Origin of the sequence: Flavobacterium sp. GSP6 (assembly GCF_003984855.1) — a bacterium.
Classification (GTDB): domain Bacteria; phylum Bacteroidota; class Bacteroidia; order Flavobacteriales; family Flavobacteriaceae; genus Flavobacterium.
Window position 1 is genome coordinate 396,593 of the sequence record NZ_RYDO01000003.1, and the last position, 26,813, is coordinate 423,405.

Here is a 26,813-nt window from a genome sequence, read left to right on the forward strand (position 1 = left end):
TTACATTAAATTGCCTAATGGGCCAAGATTGATGTTTAAATCCCTGTCGGTAAGATTAAAGTGCTTTTTCAGCTCTTCCATTTTTAGTTCAAGTTTCATAAGGGTTTCACCAAGCCGTTCAATCTCATCTTCAGTCAATGATCCCCCGTCAACTCTGCGCATAGCTTGCTTTTCAACCAGTTTACGAATGAGTTCAACCAGGGTTAGTACCAGTTTTGCCAAGCCGGAATCAGCATTGTCTGGGCCTAGCTTTAGCCTGGATTCTTCATTGTTTGTTAGTTTCCCGATCTCCTCCGAAAGCTCATCAAGCGATCCGGTATTAAACAGTATTTTATTTTCACTTATCATACCGATTATTTTATGGCGATTTCAACAAAATTATACGGAGGCCAAGGTCCAGTCAGGACAAAGTTAAGCCTTGGATATTGGTTTTGCAAATCCCCAATTACATGAATTAGTCCATCTTTCCGCTCCATATCAAGTAAGAAAACGGCATCAATGATAGCTGTTGTTGTTATTGCCCTTTTTTTGAATTTATTGACGGTGTTTAACCGGAAAAGGTATCCAGTGATCATTTCAATGACCGAATTAACATAAGTTAGCATCAATTCCTCAAGCCTGTGCTCTTTAAGTTTTTTATCCAGATAATCCTTGTAAACTGAATTTTTGATTTCCGTCGCAGAATTCTCGGTTGTTTGGGTATCTGCCTCTGATTTTATCTTCAGTTCTGATTTTAATTTTTCGGAATCACAAAAAATCTTTAGCCCAAATTCATACTTATTTTCAACTTCCTGGAGATTTTGTTGAAATTCATGGTAGTTTCTTTCGAGCATTTTATTAATTAATTCGGCTGATTCCATTATTGAGCCATATCGCATGGGAAGAACTGTAAATTGTTGCGCAAGGTTTTCGATCACACCTGCATATTCAATAGCATTGGATCTATCTGCAATTAATTCAGCTCTTTTTACATCGCTTACTACAGCAGTAATTTCACCAAAAGAAACAGCACATAAGTCAGAACCAGAAATGCCCTTCATCCCAACCAGCAGAGCATTTAACTTCTCTGGATTTCTTTTTACGGATAATATGGAATAAATCATTTTTTTCATTTCTACAAAATTATTGGCTTTCCAGACTTTAACTGCTCCATGGTTTCAACAGAGCTTAGAAGCAATTTCACTCCTACATATACCAGGTCGATATCTGCTACTGAAATTATAATATCCCCACTGAGGATAACCCCTTTGTTCAATACTCTGTCAAGCAATTCAAGCATGGTAATGTCTTTAGACCGGTCGATTACATTATTGTGCATTATTGTTTTTCTTTAATGGAAATAAAACTAAATGGTGGCCAGGGACCGGTTGCTTCAATAATAAAGCCGGAATCCCCTTCTTTTTTTTTCAATGTTTCAACTGTACTTATAAAATCAGCAACTTTGTTTTTACTTACAAGAAAGGTGGTATTGAGGATCATGGTCTCTTCTCTTCCGGTAAACGCTTTCGGGAGTAGATTGTTGAGGCTGGTTGATTCGCTCAGTTTTTTAAATTCATCATAATATTTCTGTCCGTAGTTCTTACAAATCCTGTCCATCTCATTTTCGATTAGGTCAGTTTTTTTTCTTCCCAGCAAAAAGGCTTTCCCAGGCGAACTTTCCATAATCTGCTTTTCAAGCGCAGCAGCTTCCTCGCTTAATTCGTCAATTTGCTCGCACAGTGTTTTACGATCGCAATAAATTTTAATCGACCATTCTTCCTTTCCCTCGATATGATTGAAGCTTTCAATCAATGAGTCAGCATAATCAATAATGAAGGTTTTCAAACTGGCTTTAGTATGATAGATGGTGCCAAATTTAAAAGGAATCACAGTACTCTGTTCCATAATCATGCTGATTACCCTGATATGATTCCGTGCGTTTAATTCCGCCCACTGAATATCTGATAAATTCTTTTTGAAATTTTCTTCAGAGAATTCACTTTTGGAAACATATTTAACGATCACGTGAAAATCATCGAACATAAGTGATTCCACTGTACTATACCCCATGCCCGTTATAAGCCGGGGAGGAGTACGTGATATGCAATAAACATATATCAGATCATTTATCATGACAGAAATTTGTTAATTAATATATTCGTCAGTGCTATCTATTCCTTCCAAGGAACCATGCCGTTCGAAGGATGTAATTTCAAGATTTTCATCCAGTTTGACCGCATAGAAAAGCCGCACTTTTTTTGACGGAAGATCCATTGATTTTAGAAATGAATCGTCTTCATATACCTCTGCCACAGCATTCCAGATTTCTTTCACTTTTTCAATTTTTATGACCGTTACATCATAACTTTTGATGTTCTCTCTCAGGAACTTAATCACTACTTTTTTAACTTCAATAATGTTGCTCATATTTTTTACTCCTTATTTATCTTTCCTTATATTTTCCAGTAATTTCAACAATTCATCTTCTCTTCTGTCATATTCTTCTTCATCAATTTCATCCAATTCAAATTTCAACTGTAGTCGCATCAGTTTTTCTTTGACGGAGCCTTCATCCGACGTTTCCTTCTCAACAATCTCATTGATTTTATTAGCGATAAAAACTACTCCTTTTAGGGGTGCTAACAGTATGCTATCGATTAAAAACATATTATATTCCTTTAGTGTTTATTACAAGGGTGACAAAATTATAGAGTGGTAATGTTCCTACATATTTGAAGGTCATAAAGCGGCCAAATTTCTCCTCTAAATCATTCACAGCTTTATCAAATGCAGATTCAGCTAAGTTTTTAACAAGAAAGGCAACATTGATAATCATCATTTCTCCGTAGCTATCGTTTATTTTTACATCAACAGAAAGTGGATTTAAAATATCGAGAATGCTATTTTTGTAATTTTCCGTCTCCTTTTTGAGTGCTTCTGCTACCATTTCGCCTATTTTCATGCGCTGGTAATGGCTTTTATCGGCCGGAAGACTCATCAATTTTCCCCTGAGTAACCTAATTTCGTCATATTTTTCAATGATACTTTCATATATCACAGCTTCCTTTGTCAGTACTTTGAGACCCAGTTCTTTCTTGCCTTCCATTTTAGTAAGTAAGTCATCAAATTTTTTGTAATCTTTCTCAAGAATTCTCAGGATACCAGAGTCATCGTTATGTTCGGAAATAGTTGAAAACCGAACAGGAAGAACCGTAAATTGTTTCATAACCTCTTCAAGTACTCTTTCGTGAGTGATCATGTTTATTCTTCGGACTTCGTATTCGATGATCGGCGAATTACTGACGATAGCACTAATATCTTTAAAATTTATCCCATAAACCAGGTCCGTCCGTTTACCCATACCAATCGGACCATAGTCTAATGGATCTGAATGCCTGATAATCCCATAAATATATTTTCCTTCTTTCGGTATATCAACTTCTTTTTCCATAAAATCCTTCAGATATGTTGTTACTATTTTATTAATTAATCTGCGTCATCAGCGTTTTGTTTTTCTATTACAATTCCCATTTCTCTGGAAATATTTTCAGGTCAATAAAATTATAAATAGGTAAGGCAGCTGTATATACAAAATCACTTCGGTCCTCGTATCTGGCACCAAGGTCGGCCATTATGTGGTCAAATTCGATCTCCCTGCCACTATTCACCAAGAATGCAGTATTCATAAACATGGCATCACCATTTGTTTTGTTATGTTTATACTCGAATGCTGATCTGCGCAAAGCATCGATAATCGTTTCAGTTTCCTCTACTTTCTTTTCAATCAGTGCATCTGCTACTAGATTTCCGGCATCTGCAATTTCCATGTTCTTCCTTTCCTGATCATGTAGTTTTTCAATTTCGGTCATTATTTTTTGTAGCTCAACGTGTTCCTTGTCGATCTCTTTGTATATCATTCGCATGTTTTTCCATGTTCCTCTCACATTAAGCTCCACTTTATTTTCAAACTGTTTGAGCAATTCCATAAATTCGTTGTATCGCCGGTTAAGTAGATTTCGTATTTCGTTAGGAGTTGCCGCAATGGTGCCAAACCTAATGGGAAGTATGCTCTTAAATTCCTGCATCACCACTTCTATAACCTTTTGGTGTGCAAGCATGTTTTCTGGATTAGCCACTACCGTGTTAAGGGGATGATCACTCACCACCATACACAAGCCATCGAAACTGATAGTGGAGACTAGGTCGCCGCGTCCGCCTATTCCTATCGGACCCAGATTGATGTCGTAATCCGTTGCAATGATGCAATAAATATATTTCCCGTCACGTTGCATATTATTCCTTTATTTTTATCAAAATCAAATTTTCATTCACTTTTTGTTTTCCCTTAAAGGTTAAACTCTCTTTTGAAGATTGCCTTTCCGCTTCTGAATATTCGAGCAATGTATGATAGGCTTTATTAATCCTATTGAAATTTTCCTTATTATGATTATTCTGATTTGCATCGGGATGAAATTCTTTTGCTTTTTCTTGATATGCCCTTTTTATTTCAGAGTCAGAAGTTTCTATTGTTAAGCCAAGTTCTATTTTTGCCTGTGCCACATTCTCCTGATTTAATTCTTTAACTTCAATAGTATAAAAACTATAGCAGGGCAAGGGTCCAACCAATTTGAAGTTCAACAAGCCTTTGTATTCTTCATCAAGTTGGTCAATTATCTGTTCAAATTTTTCTTTTTTATTCCTGTTAATGAGAAAAGCAGAGTTGGTCACCATTTCGTCATTCATCACCTCATGTGATTTTATATCGAGACTGATTGATGACAGCGAATCCAAAATATTCGTTTCAACCTTTGTGTTTTTAGCTTTTACTTTTTCCTGAACTAGCATCCCTATTTTTATCTGGTCGATTTGTGAAAGCGTATCTGTCTTTTTTAGAATATCATCTCTTATTGCGATGATCTCGGGGTGGTTTCCAATCTCTATGAGGGTATTAGAAAAATCAGCCCAAGTAACCACTAAGTCAATTTCTGTCAGGGTTTCAATTTTATTTAGGGTATCAATAACTAAATCATGGCCATTTGCAAGTATTTTAATAACCTCTTCCTTTGAGTTTACAATCGTACCGAGCCGCATAGGGATAAGCATGTTGAATCCTTTCTCCATGAGTTCTTCTATGGTTTTTTGATGATGAACCAGCAAGTATCCCAAACTTTCCCTGTCTAAATAATCAATGTGTGCACTCTCCCTGTCGGAAACAATGGCAGATATATTTTGGAAGGGGATGGCATAAATCCCTGAATTTTCAAATGATTTAAATATATCCGTACTGTAAAAATTCGGCACTATTCCATAGATGTATATTCCTTTTGTTGTCATTTTATTAGTTTATTGGTTGATCGGTTTATTGGTTGATATTAACTAGTTTCCTTGACGTTTGCCAAACTTCCATATTTTCAAATGAATATTTCATAAACGCCTTAACTTATCAACCTTTCTATCAACCTTTTTTCGTTGAATTTTGTTGTAATACCAGCCCGATCGCTTCTTCGAAATGATTCTCCATGATGATGATTTCTCCGGTAACTTCCTTCGATTTTCCTTTGCTTTTATCAATCAATTCGCGAATAGCAAGCATGGCCGCTTTACGACAAATAAATTCGATATCTGATCCGGTGAGGCTTTCTGTTTTCAGGGCCAGTTTATTTAGGCTTACTTTTTTTCCAAGTGGTTTATTCCGGGTATGAATACCGAATATTTTTTCCCTTGTTTTTACATCTGGGAACGGCAATTCAAATATCAGATCGAACCGGCCACTTCTTAGCAAAGCTGGATCAATTAAATCGATTCTGTTGGTAGCGGCCAGCACAATCACTCCTTTCAGGTCTTCAATACCATCCATTTCGGTAAGGAACTGGCCAATCACTCTTTCGATTACCCCGGAACCTGAACCGTCACTACTGCGTCTGGGGGTTAGGCTATCTATTTCATCCAGAAACAAGATACAAGGCGATGCCTGTTTTGCCATCCTGAATAATTCTCTTACCCCTTTTTCCGATTCACCGATGTAGCGGCTTAAAATTTGTGGCCCTTTTACAGAGATAAAATTAACTCCGCTCTCGCTTGCCAGCGCTTTTGCCAGGTAGGTTTTACCTGTGCCAGGTTTCCCGTGAAGGATAATTCCCTTGGGAGGTTTGGTATCGGCTTTTTTAAACAGGTCGTCATATATCAGTGGCCACTCTACGGTTTCCTTTAAAGCCTCTTTTATTTCATCGAGGCCGCCAACATCATCCCATTTCACATTGGGTACCTCCACAAAAACCTCCCTTATGGCCGAAGGCTCTACTTCTTTCATCGCGTCAAAAAAGTTATCCATGGTTACTTCGAGCGACATCAAAAGTTCGTAAGGGATTTCGGCCATCTCGAAATCGATTTGTGGGAGTATTTTCCGCAAAGCAGTCATGGCGGCTTCCCTGGCTAAAGCTTCCAAATCAGCACCCACAAAACCATGGGTAATTTCTGCTAGTTTTTCCATATCTACATCCAGCGACAAAGGAATTCCCCTAGTATGGATGTGAAGAATTTCCAGCCTGCCTATTTTATCGGGAATAGAGATAGAAATTTCGCGATCAAAACGTCCCGGCCTTCTCAATGCCGGATCAATGGAATTAGGAATGTTGGTTGCGCCAATTACAATGACCTTCCCCCTTGATTCCAATCCGTCCATAAGTGATAATAGTTGGGCTACAACACGCTTTTCAACCTGTTTTTCGCCACCCATATCTTCCCGCTTGGGCGCAATAGCATCAATTTCATCAATAAAAATGATGGATGGTGCATGTGCCTGAGCCTCTTCAAAAATTTTCCTTATCCGGCCTTCGCTTTCCCCATAAAATTTCCCCATGATCTCCGGACCGGAGATGTTGATAAAATAAGCATCTGTTTCATGAGCCACCGCTCTAACGATGAGCGTTTTCCCTGTTCCAGGAGGGCCATACAGAAATACACCTTTGGGAGCCTGAACACCAAGACGTTCAAAAATTTCAGGATACTTCAAGGGCAGTTCTATCATCTCCCGAATGCGCTGTACCTGATTTCCAAGTCCGCCGATGTCTTCGTACGAAACCTTACTTTTATTTTCCCCTTCTTGCTTGGTCAATTCAAGCTGAAACGTGGTATTTGGGTGTATCAGTACCACCCCATCAGGGTTGGTGCCGGTTACGGTATAATTAACCGCACGGGAACCAAAAAGGGTGGCTCTCACTTTATCTCCTTTTGTTACCGAAAGACCATTGATGAGCGAACCAATATATTTTGCGTCATCGGCCTTAAATAAAGAACCAGAGTTTGTATCAGGTTTGAGTTTTATCTTTGAAGCCTGGCGGCAGGTAGTTTTAATGATCTTCACTTTTTCATCAATCCCAGCCTGAGCATTTTCTCTGGTAATGCCATCAATCTGAATAATACGTTTGTCCCTGTCTTCTGGAAAACAAGGCATAATCTTAACAGGCGTGGCACGTTTGCCTTCTATAACAATCACATCGCCACTTTCCAAACCCATCAACTTCATGTCTTTTGGGTCAATCCTAGCAATTGCCCTTCCAACATCCTTTACCGGGGCTTCTTTTACACGTAATATTATTTCGTCTTTCATTTTCGTTGATAAAAGGTTGGTGAAAAAGTTAATATGTTGGGTTATTTATTTGTTGATAGGTTTATTGATTTATAAGTTTATTTGCTCGATATTTACCAGTTTCATTGGCGTTTTCCAAACTTCAAAATTTTCAAAGGGACATTTCATAAACTCTTCAACCGCTTTATTAACTTGTCAATACTTGTCTCAATTTATCCAACGCTTCCAGTCCTTTAATTTCTTCAGCAAATTTTGGCACTTGAACTATATTTAAATTGCTAAACGTTTTTTTAATCTCTTGTAAATAAGGTAATTGATTAGCCTTTACTCTTTTGCAAAAATCACCATCATCCGAAACCATTACATTGTTCACGATAATCTGCCTCGCAATTATTCCGGATGCGCTAAGATCAGCAAGCAGTCTGTCTGTTTCCATGGTAGCCATCGCTTCGGGGATACATACAGGAATAAATTCACATTTGGTTTTATCCCGCAACAGGTTTTGGATTCTTTTTACTATTTTTTTCAGGCTGAATAACAATGCGTCCACCTCATCCTGTTGATAGGACCCCGAAAAACTGGTAACCATATAGCGGTATTTCCATCTCATTCTGGCTGCAACTTTTATCCAATCATCCAATAACTTTGGAGATGAAATCAATCGCAATGCATGCCCGGTGGGTGCTGTATCCACCACATATTTATCGTATCCACCTTCTTCAATAAAATCAATGATGGTTTTAAAACTCATCATCTCATCAATGCCGGGTATTGATAAGTCCAGCATTTCATCGATGTCCTCGCTGTCAAGATTTGTAGAGGTATCAAAAAGTTTTTTCAGCTCATTCCGGTGTTCTGTTTTAAAATTGGAAAGTGCTTTGTCGGCATCTACTTCAAGGGCCGACATGTTAGCTGTACCGTCAACATTTACTACTTTAAAACCAATTTCTTGTTCGAGACAATCCGATACGGAATGAGCCGGATCGGTAGATATAAGTAGCGTTTTAAAATTTTTAGATAATGCCAGGGCAGTAGCTATGGCACAAACACTTTTTCCAACACCACCTTTTCCTCCGAAAATAATGAGTTTTAAGTCCTTGTTTTCTAAGCACTCAAGTGCCATGATTTTATTTTTTAATATTGATTTCAAGGATACCGTTGATGAATTTGTGACTTAAATTTTCTTTAATGACTTTTACCGGAAGCAGTAATTCTTTTCGGTATGTTCGGCTTTTGCTGATCGCAGAAATTTCAAGAATGTCTTCCTTCAAGTCGATTATAAGGTCATTTTCCTCTATTCCAGGCATTTCGGCAATGACAACAATTTCATTCTCTTCATCAAAGATGTCTGTTATCGGTTCCCGCTCTTCATCTACTTTAGGCCCTTCGGGTGTTTTTTTTATGTTCCCGAAAGTTTCCACTTTTGGGGTACCACCACCTGCCGTGTTGATGGTAAAGCCATAAACGCCTTTCATGCCTTTTTTGATATGATCAAAATTGATCTCCCCTTCCTTACTTATTCCGGCCTTTTCTTCGAGCTTTCCCGCAAGGTCAACCAATTTTTCGATGCCTTTGAACAAACCGCCAAGCCCGAAAATTTCAAAATCAGCTTCGTCTCTTTTTCCTTTATTTTTATCGTTTTCCATTTTATTGATAATTTATTAGGTTCTGTAAATTATAATGGTTTACTAATAGCTTCAAGCTTTTCCAGACGAGCCTCTAAAGTTTCATGTTGTTGCATCAGCTCTTTTTCTCTAGCTTTAGTGGACAGGTAAGTATCTTCCTGCCACCAGTTGATACCCATCTCCATGGCCTTGTCAACTGAACAAACCAGTAGTCTGATTTTTATAGTAAGTAAATCAATATCAGCTATTTGTATCTTAATATCACCTGCTATTACAATCCCTTTATCGAGTACTCTTTCAAGAATATCAGCAAGGCCAGTCGCATTAATTGAATGGGTGGGTTGTGTTTGTGACATAATAAGCGTATTGTTTTTAATAGTCTATCGACATGGTTTTAAAATTCGGTTTCTCCTCATCTTTGTTTGTTTGATAGCTTTCTGTCCTATCTGGATTTTGGAGCAGTATAGATTGTCCATTATAAAACTCTTGAATTTCGTTTAGCCTAATTTGAATGATATTAAGTCTTCGCGAAATCAATATTTCTTCGCTTCGCAAACGAGTTCTTTCCTTTTCAAGCATATACATTTTTAAAAAATCAGAACCTTCATTATTTGAAATGGCTGATTTTTTTGTATTGTACATTGTTTTGATACTTCCAATCCCTTTTACTGCATTTGAAGTTGGCATAATATATTATATTAGTTGATGGGTAATTAGCAATTTTTTTCGATCAGTTCATTAACAATTAATCTAACCTTTTCCTGATTGGTTTTTGAGCCAACCCTGCTGGTTTCAGAAGTAAGTATATCCTGACATATTAATCTAAACATTTCGTTGTTTTTAGAAGGAGTTGCATTTATGGTTGCCAAAGTTTTTGCAATCATAATAGAGCCACGAACGGTTGGGTCAAATTCTGTTTTCCCAGATTCGCGTAAGCCTCTCACAATCTTTATGATTTTTTCAGCATCGTCCAATGTAAGGTTTGATTTAGCCCTGGTAATCTGTAACTCAGTTTCGTAATCAAAATGATCGAGATCCATGGTTACCATCCTGTCGCGCAATGCGTCCTGAGTCCGGTTAACACCCGCATATTCTTCAGGATTTGAAGTAAAGATGGCACGAAATTCTGGATGTACTTTCATATAATAATCCTCTTCTTTTCCTGCCGATGTGCTCATCATTTTTTCCTGAAGGATGGGCAGTAATATATTATTAGCTTCGGCACGTGAGCGGGTAAATTCATCATAAATAAGTGTGAAACCATTTTTAACTGCTATTGTTAAACGATTATTCACCCATTTTTTTTCCATGTCTTCCTCAACTTTGTGAACACTATGTATAAATCTATCGTCTAATTTTTTAAATCTATATCCAGACTCGCTACCAACCAGATCGGATGTTTTATACTCCGCATCGCCATGAATAATGACTACTGGTCTTCCAATTTTACTTGCTAAATGCATAGCCACAGTTGTTTTTCCAGTTCCAGATGGGCCTCTGAAATGTACTGGAAATCCTGCTTTTATGTAGGTAAGACTACGCTCTGTAATATCTTTAATGTACGCTGTCTCAACAAAATCCGACATGGGCTTAGGTTCAAGGACCGTGTTAGTTTCATTGTTCATTATTTTATTCTCCATAATTTTCACCTTTATTATTTGATTAAAACTCCTGTTTAGGTAATTGTTCCAGAGTCAATTTCCAAATGTTCCTCGCCTCTTCAATGTCTTGTATCATTCTTGCCCTTGTTTTTACAAATTCTTCCTTGCGGGCATAATGCTTAGCCATGGCCTCTAATCTTTTCGTAAGACCTTTCCTTATTGTGTTGCTGGTATTGTTCATTGTTAATTACCTTCATATCCTTTGCCTTTACAACGTGTACAAGGCAAGCCGTCATTTGATTTTCCTGTACCCTTACATTGCGAACATTTTGTATTGCTTTGGCAATAATTACTTCCCTTTCCACCACATACAATACAAGGGACTCTGGCTCCCAGCGGATTTTTACCTGTACCCGAACAAAAAACACAGGCTATTGCAGGATTCTCCACTTCAACCTGCCCAGTTCCTTTACAAACCTGACAACCCGACATTGGTGAGAGTAAATCATAAGGATCCTTTCCAAGACCATTACAAAAGGTGCAACTGATTGTTTTTGACATGGTTTTTATATCAATTATAAATTAAAAATGCTGAGTTGAAGAAAATGCCCCACAACTCTTGCTCAGTACAGGATATTATTTTATCGGGAAGTAAATATTTTCAACTTTTTGAACTTTCCCCTCATCTAATAAATTTTTAGCTACAAACCCAAGCTTCATGCGTGTTTCTCCCAGTGGCTCTTCCATTTCTGAAATTCTTACACCTTGTGGATGGTTGTTGATATAATCCGTTACTTTCTCTTCCAAAGTTATTGGGATTACTGCTTTGGTTTCCACTTTTTGCTGAACTTCAACCTGAATTACCTTTACTTCTTTAACTGGAGTTTCTATTTTAACTTCTTTTTTTTCAATTTTTTTAGCTACTTCCTTAGGCTGAGCAACAACTTTATTTCGTAATTGAGTAAGAATTTCCGACATTTTTTTCCATGATGCTGATGCATCACCTCTGTCTTTCGCATAATCACCAAGTAGCGCTTTAATTGCTTTTTTAAGGTTTTTTACATCATTTTGGATCCCTTTCATTACTACATCAAATTCCTTAAGCCTAGCTATTTCGCCGTTAGAAAGCAAATTATGAGTATATGTGAAAATCCTTAAAATCTCTCCATTTATACCTTTCATAAGGATGGAAAATTCTTCAAGCCTGTCCGTTTCGCTTTTCTCAAGCAAACTATGGGTATATGTAAAAATATCTGAAACTTCTGTATTTATGTTTTTCATAAGACTAGCAAATTCCTTGAGCCTTTCTGTTTCGTTAGTTTCAAGCAAATTATCCGTGTAAGTAAAAATCTCTGAAATCTTATTGTTGATACTTTTCATAAGAGCAACAAATTCTTTCATTCTATTTTTTTCACCCTCATTTAACCCTGCTCTTAGAGCTGTTGCCATATTCTTATTTTCTTTACTAATTTTTTTCAAGGAAATATCTGAATCTTTTAACCGTTTTTGTTCGTCCTTTTCAAGTTTTACTCTTAAAGCTACAGCATTGGCATTTAAAGCCACTGACATCTCTTGATGATCCTTTTGAAATCCATCAAGGGTTTTTTGTACTTCAATTACAAGCTCTTCATTTTCCTTGTTTCTTTTTTTGAATGAAGCAAGTATGTCTTCGCTTAAATTTTTCATTTCTGATGATAGTCTCATTTTTTATTTTTTAATTATTAATGAATATTTAATTCCCTATGGTTATTTACCCTATTGGATACTTGACATAAGGCCTTGATTCTCTTTAATTATTTGATCTTTAACTTTTTTTATATCCTTTACCAGAATATTATCGCCTTTTTTAAGTAAGTTTTCAAGGCATTCTATCATACTGTTATGTATTTTCTGAAAATTCAAGAATGTTTTCATTACCTTTTCCTTTCTCATTTCCTGTAGTTTGGGGATTTGAGAAAGCTGCTCTTTGATGATGCTTATTCTTTCCAGCGCATCTGGTGAGGTAATGTCTTTAAGACCTAACAGACCATTCTTAAGCGATTGGGCAGTTTCTTTCTGGGTTTCAACAAAATTCAAAAACTGGCTTTCGGCTTCGCTTCTCTTTTCATCGATTATATCAAAAATACACGACATTATTGTATTGTAATCTTTTTTTCGCAGGGAGCCATTTTTTGCCAGAGTTTCGCTAAGTCTGGAATTTAATATCTCTATTTCCTTTGTAAGTTCGTTTAGAGAATTATTGACATTCCCGAACAAGGAATAAGATGATTCTGTAATATTTTCGGATGATTGAAAGACAGTTTGAATTTTTTGAATCCGGCTTTCATAAGATGTTATAATATTGTCGAAAAAACCATCTATATTTAATTCAGGTTGAGTATTCATTGTGGTTGAATAGGTTGATGAAAAATAGGGATTGATGAGTTTGAAATAGAAATTCTTGGTAAATCATGCTTCCGAGCATTAATCCGTAAGGATGATTTAGCAAGAACACCTATTTTTTAACTACAAATGCCTAAGCGGCTTTAGCAGTTAATCCAATTGCTTCTGCATACTTTAAGTATGTTTCAACTGAGGCAACAACGATTCTTGCTTCAATAGCAAGTAACTCAATACCTACCAACGAAACTCTTACCCAGGCATCAACTACAACACCCTTGTCCAAGATACGATCAATAACCTCTACGAGGCTAGATGATCCAATTGTTTTTTCTACTGCCATTTTTTATTAAATTAAGTTATTAATAAAACCGTGCTTTACAAATTAGAGAGACGGCTTACCTCTTGTTCTGAGCGTATTACAAGTAGTGTGCCGAAAAGTAAGTAAACAGGAATATTGCATTGTATTATACAGTACAGTATGCTGTAATTAAGGTATATAGGTGTTTATATAAGTAATAGGAACGATATATTGTTGCATATTATAATGTCAAACCTTCAGTAAAGACTGGGGTTGAGTTAAAAACAAACAAGACATTATTTCAATATCATTAATTAATTGTGATTTTTTATAAAAAAAATAAATTATATTAATATATTTTTTACGAAAAGATTAGTAAAAATGGATAATAATTGAAATTATCGCACACATGTGCGGAAATGGGAGAACTTCATCTGGTAGGCAGGCTCTCAACAAATGGTTAAGTGCAATTAACTTCGTCAGTTACATTATCCACAAAAAGGTTAACGAATTCAACTTACAAAACGGATAGGTAAATTTGTAAGTCCGAGACTTCCTGAGTCAAGGAGCATTCCTAACCTGACCGTCCTTCCCGAATCTGATAATGACATTGACCCTTCCCAGACCTGATCTGAGATCTCCTGAATTGAACGATACTTTTTATATCAGAAGAATTGTTGGTTATCGTTTTTTACTCTTCGTTTTTATTAACAGATATATTGTACTTTTTCATTTTTCGCAAGAGAGCATCGCGGGTAATTCCCAGCATATCAGCTGCAGCCGTCTGATTGCATTTACAATTTTGTAGAGCTTTACGTACCATTTTAATTTCGTGGGTTCTCAGATTGACTGAATCAGAATGAGCTTCCGATGAGGATGTTTTTTGCGATTTTACAGGGAAGTCATTTATCCCGAGCAGGTTGCCTTTGCAAAGAATGAGGGCCCTTTCGGTCATATTTCTCAATTCTCTGACATTTCCAGGAAAATCATATTTTAGGAGCGCATCAAAAACCTCTTTGGAGATATGAATGTTTGGTTTTTTAAATTTCGTTGCATAGTCATCAACATAATGGATCAACAGAGGTTTGATATCTTCTGGCCTTTCCCTAAGGGGCGGAATATGTATATGCAGTGTATTGAGCCGGTGAAGCAGATCGAGCCTGAATTTTTTTTGCTCCACTTTTTTATAAATATCATGATTGGTGGCAGAAATAATCCGGAAGTCAGTATGTATCGGGTTTGTATCCCCCACCCGGGTGATTACCTTTTCTTCCGTGGCACGCAGAATTTTCGCCTGTAGGTTTAATGGCATATCTGCGATTTCGTCAAGAAATAGGGTACCGCCGTTACACACTTCAAAGTAACCCATTTTATCGGAGATGGCACCGGTAAACGATCCCTTTTTATGGCCAAAAAATTCGCTTTCCAAAAGTGATTCTGTAATGGCACTACTATTAACGGCACAAAAAACAGGATCCTTCTTTTCGCTCGAATAATGTATGATTCTGGCAATATTTTCTTTTCCGGTTCCACTTTCGCCGGTTATCAGCACATTAGCATCGGGATAATTTGCGGCGATGATGGCTTGTTCAAATACATTCAAAATCTGTGGGCTGACTCCGATAAACTGTCGGTTGATTTTATCTTCGAGGGTTTTGGATATTAATGAGTTCTTTTCTTCCATCTGCTTCAGCCTTCGTTGCATCTGAAGATATTTTCGGGTACGCTCAATCGCAATCTGAATGTCAATAAACCGGAAAGGTTTGCGCAAATAATCGAATGCCCCAAATCGCATGGCTTTGATCACCGTATCCATATCGCCATGAGCCGAAATGACGATGACTTCCATCTCAGCGTATTGGATTTTTACCTCTTTCAGAATATCAAGGCCATTCACACCAGGCAACCGCACGTCAAGGATTAAAAGATCAATTTTATTATTTTTTAATACTTTTTTCCCTTCTGCGGCTGTGTTGGCCTCATAAAATTCAAAGTCTGAATCCAGAAAAAAACCAATCAATTCTTCTGTGAATTGCTTCTCATCATCAATGATCAAGATTTTTATTTTCTCTTTTTTTTCCATTTTTACTTTTTCTTTTGAGTATCCAAAACTAGTTTTATTTTCGTTCCATAAAAATGATCGCTCGTTATGTCTATGGTTCCGTTCATTTCCTTGATTATCTGATAACAGATTGATAATCCAACTCCGGTTCCCTTTCCTTCATCTTTTGTAGTATAAAAAGGAAGTAAAATATTATTGATATCGTCATTTCCAATGCCAATACCATTATCTGTAACTTCTACGATTAGAAATTGATTCTGCTGATACGTTCTGATCCCAATGAGTGTTTCAAAATAATCTTCCTGTATGCTTTGCTTTTCTTCTATTGCATCTTTGGCATTGGCCAGCAGATTAATAATAACCTGCTCAAATTTGTAGGTATTGCCAACTATATGAGGAATTTGTTTATCAAGTTGGAGGTTCAGGTTGATTCCAAGGTGTTTCAACTGTTCTATTGATATAGTAACGGCATTTTCGATGCTTGAATTAATATCGAAAGCTGTCAATATGTAATCGCTGTCGTTTCTTGAAAATGCCCTGATATGATCTATAATGTTCCTGATCCGGATTATATTTTCAAAAATTTTGCTTGATTTATTTTCAAGGAATTCAATGTTGATAGTTTCGGTTTTGGCAGACTCAAATAAAATCTTATCCATTACCATAGAAATGATATTTAATGGCTGGTTGATCTCATGTGCAATACCTGTGGCCATTTCTCCAAGGTTGGCCATCCGGTCGGCATGAAGTTGTTTTGCCTCTATCTTCTTACGTTGTGAAATATCACGGATGATGATCATGAATGATAAGGACACCCCATCCGGGTCCTGTATTAAAGTGACACTCGTTTCACCGGCAAATAACGATTGATTTAGCTTTCTAATTTTTAATTCAATATTTTGTGATAGTCCTTCATTCATTGTCTTTTCAATGATTTTTCTTATCGTATTTTTTTCATCAAATGGAATGAATCGGAAAATTTTTTTGCCTACCAAATCATCTTTGGTATCGGTGCCAAATAATTCAAGCCCGATTTCAGAAACCTCAGTAATGACTCCTTTCATATTGATTAATAAAATACCATCGGGAGATGCATTTAGCAAGGTTTTGTATTTTCCTTCGCTTACTTCCAGCGCCTGCTTGGCCTGTATGTGATTGGTAATGTCATGGACAACAGTAAAACGGCATTTTTTATTCCGGATATATACATTATCTGCCGATAACAGCACATGCTTCACATCTCCATTCTTCGCTATCAGATTTGCTTCCAGGTTAGATACTTTTTCATTGGCATCTATCTTCAAGTATAGGGTATTTAGACTTTCAAGTGTTAAAACACCAAATTCCACAGATGCTTTACCTATGACTTCATTTTTATCAAATCCGAGCAAATTGCAAAATGCGTCATTCACTTCAATATATTCTCCTGTAACCAAATCACTTAAACTACAAGCAGATGGATTGTGATGAAATATTTTTAAAAATTTTTTTTCTGATAGTTTCATTTGAGATATATCTTTAGCTGACTCTGAAAATGATCCGTTTACCATGCCAAACACTCTGTGATACCTTAGTTTCCACAAAAATTTGTATGCCGGACTTTACAATAAATGGTACAGAACAAAAATCTGGCGTTCCGTTTAATATTTCACAAGCAATTCCGTCTATTTCATCACAGCGTTTGGGCGGATGAATCATGAGAACTAATTGTATTAAAAGTTCTTTTCTTACATAGCCGTGTCTCGTCCTGAAAAAAAAATACACTTATTGATTAAAAATCCTACTGCAAATCTATACATTTAAATTAATCCTGAATATCGTTTATACTATTTATTTCGACTTTACTCAATAACAAATTGGATAAAGATAAAAATTTTGGCATCTGTAAAAGCTTCTGAAATGAAGAATTAAACCAGCTGAATATTTATCAAGTTATAGTGCTTGATAAAAAATATTGATTTGCTCGGATGTTTTTCCTTTTAAACTGCGTTTAAAGCGAATCATACTATTTTCAATCATTTACTTAAATTAATGTTTGTCAAGTGGATTTTTTTTTAATAGGTATTTGATTATTAATATTTTGCACTATAATATAACATATAAAATACATCAAAAAAAAATATTTTTGATGTATTGCATTAAAATGCTTCAAAACACATAATCTTAAAAAAGCAGAATCGTTTTTAACAAAAAGCAGTTTTTCAGCATTTGTTTTATTGGTTTTTAGAAACAGTGAGTTCGATTTTTTATACATGATGAATCCTTCTTTTGAAGCAAAAAAAGATTTGGAAAATTAAATTAGAAATGGGAATCGGTTATTTGAATTTTAATTCCCATGAAAGTACTAGAGAATAAATCCAAAAGAAATTTCCTTGGTCAAATATTATTTCTTGGTGTGTAACCGCTAATTGTGCTCCCCAGGCATTTTGCTTATTAGATGAGGTAAAATAATACCCAAGATTAATTCTTTGGGCTTCTAAGGCGACAAATTTAGCTGCATTTTCATCAATAGCGAACTGATTAATTTCCGGAGAGAAACCCATACTAACGGCTACTCCTAAATAATTATCAGCGTCACTTCGGTATTTTCTATAGGTAAAAGTCCCGGATATACTGGTTCCTGTTACTCCGGGAGTAAAGTAAGGACGGAAAGATAAATAACTGTTTCCGGTATACCAGCCCAGAGATCCAGTATAAATATTGGTGGTAGTATTGTATTTCAAGGTGCGGAATCCTAGGGAAATTTCAAAGCTTTTAGGTAGTGATTTAAATAATTCAGCACCATATTTTATATCTGGAAACAAAAAAGTACTGGCGATGCCAAAATTCACATAGGCATATAGTCCTTTTGTAATTTTTGGGTATAAATCTACTTCATATTGCACTCCATTTTCGTTGAATCTCCTGTTGAAATTTACTCTTCCTATGATGCTTCCGTATTTCGTTTGCCGCCTGTACATTAGCGCATGGTATTGCATTGGATCAAAAACATCGGAATAAAGGTCTACGGAGGAAGTTATTCCTATGGCATTTTGGCTCAAGCCATTGTTTAAATTCGCCTTGTAGTCTTTGGCTTTCTGATCCTCCGGATTTGTATCTAATAGGAGCTGAATCGTGCTTAATGCTTCTAATGTATTATTGCTGTTTTCTTGTGCGCTCGCCTTCAAATACAATAGTTCAGTGTCTTTTGGAAATATTTTTAAAGCATTATTTGTCATTTCTAATGCGGCAAATGGCAAATCTCCCCACAATTCATTTTTTATGGCAGCTATCCAGGTAGTTTTATTCTCAATGTCTTTTTCGAGGACATAATTAAATTCTTTTCTTGCTTTTTTATAGTCGCCGTCCCAAGAATAGGTTGTCGCTAAAAAAGAGCGGATATCATGGTAATTAGGATATGTTGTCAAAATGAATAACAAGGTGTCTTGTGCCTGCTTGCGTTGTTGATTAAAAGCTAAATTGCGAGCAATTTCAAAAGAAGCATCAGGATCTCCCTCAAATTTAGTTTCTTGTGCGGACATTTGAAAGCCGCCAAAAAACAGGGCTAGAAAAAGTAGTTTTAGCATTATTTTTGAAATCATTTTTTCAGATTTTTTTTAAAATTAGAGTATTCTTTATTTTTAGGATATAGTATCAATAGGCTATCAATCAGTGTGTTTGAATTTTTTAGATTGTGAATTCTATAGTATGCTTGTGCCAGTTTATAACCCAATTCTGCATCATTTATTTGATTACCCAATGCTAGCTTGCCAATTGCGACCCCTTTATTGTTTTGCCCTAACCACCAATACACATCCATCAGTGCTAAATAGGCATCGCTATAAAAAGGGGTTCTGTTGATAACTTCCAATAATTCTTTTTCGGCGTTTTTATAATCGCCATCCCAAGCTAACGTTCGGCCTTTGAGTGTTCTTACTTCGCCATAATTAGGAAGTTCATTCAAGATGTAATCACATAATAATCGGGATTTTTCACGCTCTTTTGTAAATGCTAATTCTCTGGCTAAAAAGAAAACCTGATCACGATTCAATCCTTTTGTTAATTTTTTAATGGTCAAAAATTCTTCAGCAGTAAACGTATAAGCAGGTTTCTTAAAGCTTGTAGCAGCCTTTGTGATTTTATTCTTTGTAGTTAAATAAGCATTTAATTTTTTGAAATCAGTAAAAAAATTGCTTATCGTTTCAGTCATGTCGTTATTTGCTTCACTAAGATTTAAATTTTTATCAATCTTAAATACAGTCCCATCAGAATAGAAATAGTCCTTATAAATATAATCATTGATGCTTCCTTTGTATCGCATCAGCGGAATGCTATGGATATTTCTGAATTCTCGCACGGTGTCGAGTCCCTGACCAAGCCAGGTCGTTTTTTCTAATGGATTAAATTCATAATTATTTGTCAAAAAAGAAATTAAACTTGGAGTAACATCGCTATGGGAAGAAATAGATTTGAATGTTGCCGTTTTCTTCAACATGGGGCTGTAAATGTAAAAAGGAACATGAAAACGGGATAAATTATCTTTTTGAGGAACTGGAATTAACCTGTGATCCCCCGTAATAATAAAAATGGTGTTTGCATACTCGGGTCTTTTAGCATAGGCTTGCATGAAATTCTGTATCGCATTGTCTGTGTACAACAAACACGCAAAAATATCTTTGTAATCGTTCCATTTGTCTTTTTCAAAATATGATTTGGTTTCTAAAATGCGTTCTACTTTTTCTAAATACGCTTTTTTAGAAGGAAAATTAAAGGGTTCGTGATTGGTAAGCGTCATGATGATATCCAGGCGAGGTTGTTTAGTATCTTTTAATTCAGATAATGTTTTACGAAAAATCTCCGCATCAGGATAGCCCCAGGAAAAACCGCCTGCATTTTTCTTTGTTTTTGTATATCCTGGGCCAAATTTATCGATATCTACAATTTTATCGATACCATTGTATTCCAGGAAATTACTTTTTTTGTCAAAACTGGAGTCATCACCACAAAAATAATTGGTAGTGTATCCATTTGATTTCAAAATACTGATTAGTGAATTGTGCTTGGGTAAGGGATTCAATTCCATAAAGCCATTTTTTCCAAACGGCAACGAACCTATTAATGAAGGGAGTGCGCCAAATGTTCGACCTGCATTGCTCACGAAATTCTCCCAGTAAAGCGATTTTGATACCAAGGCGTCAAGGTAAGGCGTGAAACCTTTATAATCGCCATTGTTAGTAAAATCGCTACCAAGTCCTTCAACAATTATAAAAACCACATTTGGTTTCTCTTTTTGAATGTTAAAAAACGAAGCCAGGACATCTTTAGTTTCTTCAGAGGCTCGTTCTAATGGGTATTCTTTCTTAAAAGAGAAGTCGCCTTGAGACGCTAAAGCGATGTCATTTTTAGCTCTTAGAATATCACTCAACAAAAAATTTAATTTGTTTTGAGAAGCAGTTTTATTGCTATTGGCAATTAATAAATTCAAACTTCCAAAAAAGAATACGACTAAAAGTAAAATTTTTGTGTTGATTTTATGTGCAAATAAATGGAACAACCAGTTCAGTCCCCAATACATTGCAGGTATAACTACAAAAGGTAAAAATGTCAGCAAGGATAAGGATAAAGATGCAGAAACAGTGGTGTACATATCACTCAATGAATAACCTAGAAGGTCTGCTCCAAGATTGATATGAGTGGTAAGGCTGTATCCCGTTAATCCAACTTGGATGAGTACGATACTGGAGAATAGTATTCTGATAACCAGTATTCCAATAGTATTTTTTATATATTCTAATCCTAAATACAGTGGAAAAAATAATATTCCGAGGAGTATTCCCGTAAAAAAATCATTAAATACTTTATAAATAAATGACAGTAATTCAAAATTTTTGAATACATCAATGAAACTCAACAGACAAAATATAAGGATCAACGAAACCGTAGCGTAAATATATTCTAAACTTTTTTTATAAGTAAATTTCGTTTTCATTTGCGTTTAATTAGATGCTTTAGTCATTCCTTTTCGGGTCATTTCTCCCCATTTTTTCTTTTTATTAAAATAGTAATCGCTATTCCCTTGAATCGCTGCATATAAAATAAAGGGATGATTGACAAATGGTTCTAAAAAAGCAATTAGCAATAAGTGAACGCCTGTTCCTTTCTTTTTATACTGATGATAGGTGAGTTCTTCTGTAATTAAGGATATTAAAGAAAAAAAAACGGTAAATAAATAGGCTAAAAGTAAAAAGGCAAGTGAATAATCCCAGCGTACTTGATTAAACACAATAAGAATTCCAAAATAGAGCAGACCTGCCACTTCTATGATAGGAGCCATTCTTTCGAAAAAAAACCAATAGGGATAACTCAGCATTCCCAGCGCCTTGTATTTTGGATTAAATCCAACTTTTCGATGTCTTCTCAAAGTTTCAATAGTTCCGCGAGTCCATCTGTTTCTTTGTGAAATAAATGTTTTATAATTATCAGGTGCTTCCGTCCAACACAGCGGATCAGGAATATAGGCAACTTTGTATTTTTTTTTCTGTTCTTCCATGTAGCCTCTCATTCGTACTACAAGTTCCATGTCTTCTCCTACCGTACGGATGTCATAACCGCCTACCCTGATCGCAATTTTTTTGTCAAACAAGCCAAAAGCGCCGGAAATCACTAACAACCCATTAAGTCTGCTCCAGGCCATTCTTCCTAATAAAAAAGCACGAATGTATTCTAGGATCTGGCCTTGCTCTAGTAATTTTTTAGGAAAATTGATATCTTGCAACTTGCCTTCTTTGACAATGCAGGAATTCGAAATTCTAATGACTCCTCCAGCAGCAATAACTCTTCTGTCAGTAGTTTCAAGAAAGGGTTTAATCATTTTTTGGAGTGAATCTTCAAGCAATAAACAATCGACGTCTATGCAGGCAACATACTTACTGTTGCTTATATTAAGGCCCATATTCAAAGCATCTGCTTTTCCTCCGTTTTCTTTGTCAACAACAATTAATTTTTCAAATGCAGGATTTGTTGATTTGTAAATTCCTTTTCTGAGCGGTCTGGTTGGGATTTGTTCGTTAATAAGCAAGGATACGGGCACTAGTTCATACACCAGAATGAGTTTTTCTAAACTGTCATCTTTGCTACCGTCATTTACTATAATTACATCATAATTTACGTAGTGGTTTGACAATAAAGAGCGTACGTTTTCAACGATATTTAAACTTTCATTATAGGCTGGAGCTATAATTGAAATGGAAGGGGAGCTATTTGAAGATAATATTTCTATGTAATTCACAAAACTGTTTTTTCGTTTGTATTCTATTGTTTCTACAGCAGAAATGGCGGCAAGTATGAGATAAGACACTATAGCCGTCATGCTATAAATAAAAAACAAATAATGGATTGTTTCAAATATAATTTGTTCGGTACTGTTTCCCATACTTAATTGTTTTCAATAAAATTAACAATTTTCAAAAATTGTGGATCAGAAGATTCTAATTTAAGCAGATTGAATTTTTCGGTATTAAGGATTTTTAAAATTTTTAATGAGGAAACCTTAATTTCAAAAATTGTATAATGTATGTATTGCATCAGAAACAATTCGTCACTGGTTTCATATAAATTTTCCATCATTTTAAAAAAAGCAATTTGTTCCTCCGGACTGCGTTGCTCTATATTGATTTTCAAAATTTCTTTGGCTTCTGAGGCATTTAAATAACTCAATACTTGAATGGACTCTAGTCTTATTTTTTTATTAATGTGGTACAATAAATGGATTAGTTCCTCTTTTGCTTCAAACTGATTGTACGTTTTTGCTAGTTTCAAAGAAAATATGACTACTGAATCATTAGGGGAACCCAACCAGGATTTAATATTAGAGATATTCTGATTTTCCAGTCTTTGTAGGACTTCTAATAATTGAATCTGATCCCATTCAGACAGTTGTGTTTCTAAAATGTCTAAAAAATTCAGTCCTTCAAAATAAAATAAATTGACCATATACAATTGCATTTCTTTTCGAACCTCTCTTCGGGGATGGTTTATGTGAACAATCACTTCATCATGTGCTTCCTTTACCTTAAATTGCTTTAATTCCCGGATTACTTTGGCAATAATATACCATTTTTTATGCTTTAATCGCGATAAAGTGTAGTTGATAAGACCAGTTTGAAAATAGAGTTTTTGAATAGATTCATCAATTTCTCCTGAAACCTCATTTTTTAACTTTAGCAAAACAGCAATTAAAATTTTTCGTTTGAATAGATCCGTTAGAGAGTCTTTTAATTCATCTATTATCACTTGCTGTTCCGGACTGATCTCTTGTTCTTCATCTCCAGAATATAGATATCGGATTAGAAGCGTTTCATATTTGCTTTCATATTCAGCCGTAATCCGTTCTTTTTTTCTCAGATGGCTTCTCAAATATTTCAAGTATAGTATTAGAGGAAGAAGAATAAGAATAAAAAGACCACTTATCATCCATGCCACTTGAATGATAAGTGGTGACCCATTGAAATAGTCAAGTAAGTAATAATTTGTATTCATATAGCAACCCCAGGGTTCTTTATAGGGACTTGTTAGCGCAATAATCTTTTTACTCTAATCACTAGTTCGTTAGGACTTAAAGGCTTACTCATAAAATCAGTAGCGCCTAAATCAAATGCTTTAAGAACAATTTCCTCTTGTCCCGCCGATGAAAAAACGATGATTGGGATTTGTAGGTTCAATTTATTTCTTACATAGCTGATAACTTCTAAACCACTAATAAAAGGCATCATGATATCAGTCAAAATTAAGTCAGGATTGTGTTCTTCTATTATTTCAAGTGCTTCTTTTCCATTTACAGCTGTCAGGATTTTATAGCCCTCTTTTTCCAATCGAAACTTTAATAATAATAAAAAAATAGAATTATCTTCAGCCAAGACGATTTTTTTCAAATCACTCATTGTCTACTGCTTTTAATTTTGGGAATAAAGTACGGTTTTTGTCTTTTATTTTTAAGGGGAAAAACAGTATAAGTTCGTCCATTTTATTTAGTTTTTGTACTGTTATAAATTTTTGTTTCATGGATTATATTTGGAAAATCTAAATTAAAATTATTATTAATATTTAATTAAGTAATGAGATTAAAATAATATTGTATTTGTTTTTAACTCAACCTCAGTCTTTATTATAGGTTTGACATTATAATAAGCAACAATATATCGTTCCTATTACTTATATACGCAATCGCATATTGAATAGTTTTTATTTTTAATGAATTAGTTTCTTGAGGTCGGTATCTAACCGCATATTATTTCTTTATGACAAATATTATCTACCTTTCCCCAAACCACCAACAACGGATTCATCTACATTTATAATCCCTTTCATGGAAAATCTTCACTTGATTTCATTGCTTCTCGAACTTTTTACATAAACATTCTTGCTATTTTTTTTTGAACTCCAAATTGAATAGCCATTTGAGATGCAGAAAGACTTTTTGTGGTTGTAGCCATTTCAAAGCAAATGAAAAATGCTTTTCTTAATCCAAATTTCACTTTATGGAATAGCGTATTAGCCATAGTTTATTCAGTATCATTACAAATATTTTAGGTTCTTGCATAGTCTTTGCGAATTTGACTTTTAGTATGACTACAGTTTCTACAAACATACTTCTCTGAGCATTTTATTTTTAAAAGGTATTATTACAAATTTAATCACTATTAAAGCGTTCAGTAAACTCTATAAGGTTTTGACCTTTGGGAATTACCATTTTATCGGTCTTTTATAGACTTTAAATATATGAAATTTAATACTGACCTCAATACTTTTTTATCCAAACAAATTTTTTGTTTTTTTTAAAGTCAAATTTTTTGGTTTGGAGCCATCATTTTAATCGAAAAGAAGACAAAAGAATAGGTGGCTTTCAAGATCCAATAAATAGAATTTTAAAAACACAATTGTAAAGGATAAATATTTTAAGCGAAGATACGCAAGTAGGTTTTCATCAAGTTTAAGTTCGATTTTTCTCAGGCTATTTATGACAGATGAAATTTTCGGGTTATTTTAATGTAAACTATTTTACATTATAGAAAAAAAATCCCCTAAAATTAAATTAACTTTTACCCCTGCTAAAATCCCTCGAAAACCCCCAGTCCAAACAAAGCAAAATCATATTTAACAGGATCTATACCATCTAATTTACGAAGGTTTGTATCTAATTCAGACAAGGCTTTTCCATCATTTTGTTTGCGTGTCAAGAGACCTAATTTTCGGGCTACATTACCGGAATGTACATCCAAGGGACAAGATAATGAAGCGGGAGAAATGCTTTTCCAGATTCCTAAATCGACTCCCTTATTATCTTGACGAATCATCCACCTGAGGTACATATTGAAAAAGGCAATTAAGGTAGTCATTTTTAAACGCTTTGTATTTTTTAATTAATTGAATGACATAAGATTAGCATTATCTAGCACAATTAAATCGTGCATACCAGTGACTGATTCATTTCCTTCGAAACCTTCAAAATCAGCATCAGTATAATCAATACCTCGAAAATCTAATAAAGCTTTTGATTGTTCCAGATCTTCAATGAGTTGTTGTTCATTGTTGGCTTTACTTCTATAATAAGATAACCAGTTCCATTCAAGCGCAAACCAATTAGTCATAAATAAAGAATATTCTTCAAAGCCTTTGTATTTTATTTCAACATAAAAATTCCCACCACGCTCTTTTTTAACATGATTAATGGTTATTTTATCAATGATGGAATGAATAAGTCTTTTTGTATCATCAAAACCTTTCGTTAATTGAAATTCATTTACTGCATTTTCAATTCTAATTTTTGCAAATTGATTATCTGATTCTAATATTTGAAGTTTTAAGATTTCAATATTATTCTGTAGCACTTCAACTTCACGTTTAGTCTTTTTATATTTATCTATTACTGCAACATCACCTTCAAGTTCTTCATCATCTAACCAATTTAGATATTTATCCCTCAAACTAGTTTTGTTTTTAAGTTCATTTTCAACTTTTATTAACTTGTTTTTTAAACTAATAATTTGCGTGTTATTTTCTGGTAAATCTAAAAGGAGTTCTTTTAGATTTTTATCTATAAACAAATGGTTAATAATAAAGTTTTCAAGTCTTATAATTGATATGCCACGACTATCTGGACACTTACCTATTGAGCTACATTTATAAGCTGAATCTTTGGTTACCAGTCTCTTTTTACCTCGGTATGGATATGCAAATAAAACCCGCAGTATTAGTTAAGCAACATTTTTAAAATTATTTTTCTGTTTCCAGAATTCTTCTA

The 26,813-nt window shown here is 35.0% G+C and carries 29 protein-coding genes and 2 pseudogenes; all 31 read right to left on the bottom strand.

Going from position 1 to position 26,813, the window contains the following annotated elements; all coding sequences use genetic code 11:
- The 31 genes and pseudogenes from EKM03_RS05705 to EKM03_RS05845 all read right to left on the bottom strand — a co-directional run bounded on the left by EKM03_RS05705 (position 1) and on the right by EKM03_RS05845 (position 26,616).
- Positions 1–348, bottom strand: coding sequence for a gas vesicle protein K (locus EKM03_RS05705; RefSeq protein ID WP_231507434.1), 348 nt, complete (start codon positions 346–348; stop codon positions 1–3).
- 5 nt (positions 349–353) lie between these two features.
- Complete coding sequence (locus EKM03_RS05710) at positions 354–1,112, bottom strand: GvpL/GvpF family gas vesicle protein (RefSeq protein WP_126462360.1); 759 nt, start codon at positions 1,110–1,112, stop codon at positions 354–356.
- A gap of 2 nt (positions 1,113–1,114) precedes the next feature.
- The gene (locus EKM03_RS05715) at positions 1,115–1,318 is read right to left on the bottom strand and encodes a gas vesicle protein (RefSeq protein WP_126462357.1); all 204 of its coding nucleotides are present in this window, start codon (positions 1,316–1,318) and stop codon (positions 1,115–1,117) included.
- On the bottom strand, positions 1,318–2,112 hold the full coding sequence (locus tag EKM03_RS05720) for a GvpL/GvpF family gas vesicle protein (protein ID WP_126564007.1): 795 nt from the start codon (positions 2,110–2,112) through the stop codon (positions 1,318–1,320). Before EKM03_RS05720 ends, EKM03_RS05715 begins: the two co-directional genes overlap by 1 nt.
- 12 nt (positions 2,113–2,124) lie before the next feature.
- Positions 2,125–2,406 carry a gas vesicle protein GvpO gene (locus EKM03_RS05725; RefSeq protein ID WP_126462352.1) on the bottom strand — a complete coding sequence of 94 codons (282 nt, stop codon included), beginning with the start codon at positions 2,404–2,406 and terminating at the stop codon, positions 2,125–2,127.
- A gap of 12 nt (positions 2,407–2,418) precedes the next feature.
- Positions 2,419–2,646, bottom strand: a complete 228-nt coding sequence (locus EKM03_RS05730; protein WP_126462349.1) for a gas vesicle protein GvpG — start codon at positions 2,644–2,646, stop codon at positions 2,419–2,421.
- Between the two features lies 1 nt (position 2,647).
- Entirely contained in the window at positions 2,648–3,430 is a 783-nt protein-coding gene (locus EKM03_RS05735) for a GvpL/GvpF family gas vesicle protein (RefSeq protein ID WP_126554227.1), read from the bottom strand.
- Positions 3,431–3,497: 67 nt separating this feature from the next.
- A complete protein-coding gene (locus EKM03_RS05740; RefSeq protein ID WP_126462343.1) occupies positions 3,498–4,271 on the bottom strand; it encodes a GvpL/GvpF family gas vesicle protein in 774 nt (257 codons plus the stop codon).
- Position 4,272: 1 nt separating this feature from the next.
- Positions 4,273–5,313 carry a GvpL/GvpF family gas vesicle protein gene (locus EKM03_RS05745; protein ID WP_126740004.1) on the bottom strand — a complete coding sequence of 347 codons (1,041 nt, stop codon included), beginning with the start codon at positions 5,311–5,313 and terminating at the stop codon, positions 4,273–4,275.
- Positions 5,314–5,434: 121 nt separating this feature from the next.
- Positions 5,435–7,588: a CDC48 family AAA ATPase gene (locus tag EKM03_RS05750; RefSeq protein ID WP_126561993.1), complete on the bottom strand. Its 2,154-nt coding sequence runs from the start codon at positions 7,586–7,588 to the stop codon at positions 5,435–5,437.
- Between the two features lie 166 nt (positions 7,589–7,754).
- A complete protein-coding gene (locus tag EKM03_RS05755; protein ID WP_126462333.1) occupies positions 7,755–8,690 on the bottom strand; it encodes an ArsA family ATPase in 936 nt (311 codons plus the stop codon).
- A gap of 4 nt (positions 8,691–8,694) precedes the next feature.
- Positions 8,695–9,213, bottom strand: coding sequence for an Hsp20/alpha crystallin family protein (locus EKM03_RS05760; protein WP_126462330.1), 519 nt, complete (start codon positions 9,211–9,213; stop codon positions 8,695–8,697).
- A 29-nt stretch (positions 9,214–9,242) separates the two neighbouring features.
- Positions 9,243–9,548: a gas vesicle protein gene (locus EKM03_RS05765; RefSeq protein WP_126462327.1), complete on the bottom strand. Its 306-nt coding sequence runs from the start codon at positions 9,546–9,548 to the stop codon at positions 9,243–9,245.
- Positions 9,549–9,564: 16 nt separating this feature from the next.
- Positions 9,565–9,879, bottom strand: a complete 315-nt coding sequence (locus tag EKM03_RS05770) for a hypothetical protein (RefSeq protein ID WP_126462325.1) — start codon at positions 9,877–9,879, stop codon at positions 9,565–9,567.
- Positions 9,880–9,905: 26 nt separating this feature from the next.
- Complete coding sequence (gvpN, locus tag EKM03_RS05775; protein WP_231507433.1) at positions 9,906–10,778, bottom strand: gas vesicle protein GvpN; 873 nt, start codon at positions 10,776–10,778, stop codon at positions 9,906–9,908.
- Between the two features lie 76 nt (positions 10,779–10,854).
- The gene (locus EKM03_RS15395; RefSeq protein WP_255416378.1) at positions 10,855–10,980 is read right to left on the bottom strand and encodes a hypothetical protein; all 126 of its coding nucleotides are present in this window, start codon (positions 10,978–10,980) and stop codon (positions 10,855–10,857) included.
- A 56-nt stretch (positions 10,981–11,036) separates the two neighbouring features.
- Positions 11,037–11,354 carry a hypothetical protein gene (locus EKM03_RS14970; protein ID WP_158614853.1) on the bottom strand — a complete coding sequence of 106 codons (318 nt, stop codon included), beginning with the start codon at positions 11,352–11,354 and terminating at the stop codon, positions 11,037–11,039.
- Positions 11,355–11,429: 75 nt separating this feature from the next.
- Positions 11,430–12,497: a hypothetical protein gene (locus EKM03_RS05785; RefSeq protein WP_126462322.1), complete on the bottom strand. Its 1,068-nt coding sequence runs from the start codon at positions 12,495–12,497 to the stop codon at positions 11,430–11,432.
- Positions 12,498–12,548: 51 nt separating this feature from the next.
- Positions 12,549–13,178, bottom strand: a complete 630-nt coding sequence (locus tag EKM03_RS05790) for a hypothetical protein (RefSeq protein WP_126462319.1) — start codon at positions 13,176–13,178, stop codon at positions 12,549–12,551.
- A gap of 130 nt (positions 13,179–13,308) precedes the next feature.
- Positions 13,309–13,515: a gas vesicle structural protein GvpA gene (gene gvpA, locus EKM03_RS05795; protein WP_126462316.1), complete on the bottom strand. Its 207-nt coding sequence runs from the start codon at positions 13,513–13,515 to the stop codon at positions 13,309–13,311.
- Between the two features lie 649 nt (positions 13,516–14,164).
- The gene (locus EKM03_RS05800; RefSeq protein ID WP_126554235.1) at positions 14,165–15,556 is read right to left on the bottom strand and encodes a sigma-54 dependent transcriptional regulator; all 1,392 of its coding nucleotides are present in this window, start codon (positions 15,554–15,556) and stop codon (positions 14,165–14,167) included.
- 2 nt (positions 15,557–15,558) lie between these two features.
- On the bottom strand, positions 15,559–17,040 hold the full coding sequence (locus tag EKM03_RS05805) for a PAS domain S-box protein (protein WP_158616366.1): 1,482 nt from the start codon (positions 17,038–17,040) through the stop codon (positions 15,559–15,561).
- An 810-nt stretch (positions 17,041–17,850) separates the two neighbouring features.
- Positions 17,851–19,116 (bottom strand): YaiO family outer membrane beta-barrel protein, encoded by a 1,266-nt coding sequence (locus EKM03_RS05810; protein WP_126740006.1) that lies wholly within the window; start codon positions 19,114–19,116, stop codon positions 17,851–17,853.
- Positions 19,113–21,503, bottom strand: coding sequence for an LTA synthase family protein (locus EKM03_RS05815; RefSeq protein WP_126740007.1), 2,391 nt, complete (start codon positions 21,501–21,503; stop codon positions 19,113–19,115). Before EKM03_RS05815 ends, EKM03_RS05810 begins: the two co-directional genes overlap by 4 nt.
- Positions 21,504–21,509: 6 nt before the next feature.
- Positions 21,510–22,946, bottom strand: a complete 1,437-nt coding sequence (locus tag EKM03_RS05820; protein WP_126462297.1) for a glycosyltransferase family 2 protein — start codon at positions 22,944–22,946, stop codon at positions 21,510–21,512.
- Between the two features lie 2 nt (positions 22,947–22,948).
- Positions 22,949–24,052 carry a hypothetical protein gene (locus EKM03_RS05825; RefSeq protein ID WP_126564003.1) on the bottom strand — a complete coding sequence of 368 codons (1,104 nt, stop codon included), beginning with the start codon at positions 24,050–24,052 and terminating at the stop codon, positions 22,949–22,951.
- A gap of 32 nt (positions 24,053–24,084) precedes the next feature.
- Positions 24,085–24,453, bottom strand: a complete 369-nt coding sequence (locus EKM03_RS05830; protein WP_126462291.1) for a response regulator transcription factor — start codon at positions 24,451–24,453, stop codon at positions 24,085–24,087.
- The gene (locus tag EKM03_RS15400) at positions 24,446–24,574 is read right to left on the bottom strand and encodes a hypothetical protein (RefSeq protein WP_255416239.1); all 129 of its coding nucleotides are present in this window, start codon (positions 24,572–24,574) and stop codon (positions 24,446–24,448) included. The genes EKM03_RS05830 and EKM03_RS15400 overlap by 8 nt, the downstream gene beginning before the upstream one ends.
- Positions 24,575–24,823: 249 nt before the next feature.
- Positions 24,824–25,262, bottom strand: a pseudogene (locus EKM03_RS05835) (IS1595 family transposase); the annotation flags it as partial.
- A 358-nt stretch (positions 25,263–25,620) separates the two neighbouring features.
- Positions 25,621–25,884: pseudogene (locus EKM03_RS05840) on the bottom strand (DUF2400 family protein); the annotation flags it as partial.
- 48 nt (positions 25,885–25,932) lie between these two features.
- Positions 25,933–26,616 carry a hypothetical protein gene (locus EKM03_RS05845; RefSeq protein WP_126740008.1) on the bottom strand — a complete coding sequence of 228 codons (684 nt, stop codon included), beginning with the start codon at positions 26,614–26,616 and terminating at the stop codon, positions 25,933–25,935.
- Positions 26,617–26,813 lie beyond the last annotated feature (197 nt).